At 63.2% G+C, this 2,509-nt stretch carries 3 protein-coding genes; 2 read left to right on the top strand and 1 reads right to left on the bottom strand.

Going from position 1 to position 2,509, the window contains the following annotated elements:
- Positions 1-188 precede the first annotated feature (188 nt).
- The gene (locus tag VF515_03575; GenBank protein ID HEX7406713.1) at positions 189-1,409 is read right to left on the bottom strand and encodes a Yip1 family protein; all 1,221 of its coding nucleotides are present in this window, start codon (positions 1,407-1,409) and stop codon (positions 189-191) included.
- A 450-nt stretch (positions 1,410-1,859) separates the two neighbouring features.
- On the opposite strand from VF515_03575, the gene VF515_03570 reads away from it, so the two are divergent.
- Positions 1,860-2,069, top strand: a complete 210-nt coding sequence (locus tag VF515_03570) for a transposase (protein HEX7406712.1) — start codon at positions 1,860-1,862, stop codon at positions 2,067-2,069.
- A 221-nt stretch (positions 2,070-2,290) separates the two neighbouring features.
- Positions 2,291-2,509, top strand: a 219-nt coding sequence (locus VF515_03565) for a DUF2961 domain-containing protein (GenBank protein ID HEX7406711.1), incomplete at its 3' end; no start/stop codon positions are given.

The following is a 2,509-nucleotide window of genomic DNA, read 5'->3' as shown; positions in this document are numbered from 1 at the left end:
CTGGCCTGGGAGGTCTGTGGCCTGACGCAGCGGGAGATCGGGGACGCCTTCGGGGTGAGCCATTTCGCCGTGAGCAAGGCGCTGCGGCGCGCGGAGCAGCTCCAGCACGATAACCGGCGGCTGGCCAGGACCGTGTCGCGGCTAATTACTGATATCCAGGCTCCGCATGACGGCGCTAACAACCGTCGTTATTTCGTGACGCCCACGTCCTTCATCGCCTCGAGCTTGGCGAAATCGAGACTCGTCACGGCGGCCTTGAGCTCCTTCAGTTCCACGCCAACGCCCGATGCGCTGACCACAAAGCGCTCCCCGAGCACGAGGCTGAACTCGTTGGTGCCCCCGCGCTTCGACGTTTTCTCATGCACGAGTCGTCCATCCACTTTCAGCGTCCGTTCGGAACCGTTATCGTCCTCCCTCTCCTCCTGCAGGCTCGCCCAGGAGGCCAGCCCGACCAGACCGCTGGCCCCGCCAGTGTCCGAAATCTCCAGCGTGACGCGCTTTTCCGCGTCATCGCCGTAGGTGGCCTCGGCCTTCGAGACCATCAGGCTCGCAATCCCCGTCTTCTCCGCCTTGCTGCTCTTCTTCGGCAGCCCGGCGAATGTCTCGGGCACGAAAGGCTTGAGCTGGTCGATGGCGATCGGATCGACGTGCTTGCGGCCGCCGAGCAGCGTACCGAGACCCTCCAAGGCCGCAGCCGCCTGCGCGTTGGGGTCGCCGCTCTTCTCCGCGGCCTCCATCTTCTTGTTGCTCTCCTCCATCTTCTTGCCAAGCTCCTGGAGCTTGCCCAACCTGCTGTTCTTGTCGAACTGCACCTCGCCTCTGCCAGAACCGAGCCTCCCCACGCCAACGACCGTGCCCCCAATGGCCGCGATGACGACCGAAAGCACGATGGTGCAGACCACGACGACGGCCGTGTAGCCCACAGCTCTGTCTTCCGGGCACTTCATCAAGCGCGGCAGGCCAAGATACAGAAGGTACACGCCGTACAGCCCTCCGAGGATCGCCAGGACGCCCAGCAACGGCAGGATGTTCAACACCGCCGCCACCCACGCCGGCGTGTAGGAATACACGGCCACCTTGAGTGCCAGGGTGCTGTCTTTCTGGGCCCCGAAGTTCGGGGCCAGCGCGTTGATGATGAGCGAGAGGACGAAGACGCCGACGATCGCCATGACAAAGGTGAAACAGGCGACGCCGAGGCCGGTGACGAAAGGCGTGCGATACGTGCCGATCAACGGCAGGGTTCGACCGATCACCGAGCCGCCGACAAAACCGGACACCGCCCCGATGGCCGCGAGCGGCACCACGTAGCCTGTGATCAGGCTCCCCGCAGATGCCGGCTCCGCCGCGATGACCGGCCATTCGGTGTTCGGCGTTAGGCAGATGTTCTTGACGCGGTCAACGATACTCATCAGAGGCCTCCTTGAACGGGAGATTGGATATTAGCACGAATTTCACAACCGTGTAGTGGCCACGTAGCCACAAGCAAAGATGTAGGACACCCACTTGAGGGTCTCGACAAGACCACAATAGACGACCGACAGCTTGGGGTTGCCGGTAGTCTCCTCGGCCTTACCGGCGCGATGAGTGGGTGTCCTTCAGTCCTTAGCTCCTGACCACTGGAGCGAGCAGCTCAGAGCCCGGCAGAGACATCTGGCGATCTGAGGCTTCCTGCGATGGAAGTGTTCCTATGCCCAAGAGGAAAGCGGGACCGCCATCGCCTCCGAGACCCCTGAAGCCAGAGGTGCAAGCGGAGCTGGACGCAATCGATCGAGCGTTCGCGCGTTGGGAAGTTTGGGACGTAGCTCAGACAGCAGGGTCAGCCCTGGAAATCATGACTTCAGCGTGATACGCGACCGGCCATGGCCCGGCCGCTGCGGATCACGTATCCCGGGGCGCTCTACCACGTCACCGCCCGGGGGAATGAGCGCCGGCCGATCTTCCGGGATGCCCAGGATCGGGAGCGGTTCTGCGAGCGGGTGGCGGCCGCGGCGAGCCGCTATCGCGTCGTCGTCCATGCCTACGTGCTGATGACGAGTCACTATCACCTGTTAGTCGAGACGCGGGATTGAGTCTTCGCAGACGATGGCGCAGATCAAGTCTAGCAAGCTGAGGAGGGGGGCGACACCGGGACGGCTGTCCGGCGACTCAATTTGATATCGCCAATGTTCTGATTCGCCGCCAGAACTGGACGTGATGCGTTACGGATGCGTGTGACGCCACCGGGTTCTTGGCTCTCATCGGGTATTGCGATCGGCGTGGTGGCTTCGTCGCACCGTAGGAGAAGACTTGCATGTGGAACGTGGTCGACCCATCACGTATCGATTTGCGGTTTGATTCGCGTGCGGTGACTTTCGAGAATCCCACCGGTGAGCGGGGCGCCGGGGGTCGGTCGTACGGCGGACGCAAAGGCGCGCCGTCGCGGCGCATCGAAGCGGGTGACACCGTGGTGCTGGCCGATCTCCACGGGCCGGGCACGCTCCGGCACATCTGGATGACGTTTTCACCGGCG

Source organism: Candidatus Binatia bacterium (genome assembly GCA_036382395.1).
GTDB lineage: Bacteria > Desulfobacterota > Binatia > HRBIN30 > HRBIN30 > JAGDMS01.
Note: the sequence above shows the minus strand (reverse complement) of the source record. Positions and strands in the feature narration are given on the sequence as shown.

Excerpts from the sequence above, each read along its gene's own strand:
- VF515_03570 (HEX7406712.1), top strand. The coding sequence starts at position 1,860 with ATGGCCCGGCCGCTGCGGATCACGTATCCCGGGGCGCTCTACCACGTC.
- VF515_03575 (HEX7406713.1), bottom strand. The coding sequence starts at position 1,409 with ATGAGTATCGTTGACCGCGTCAAGAACATCTGCCTAACGCCGAACACC.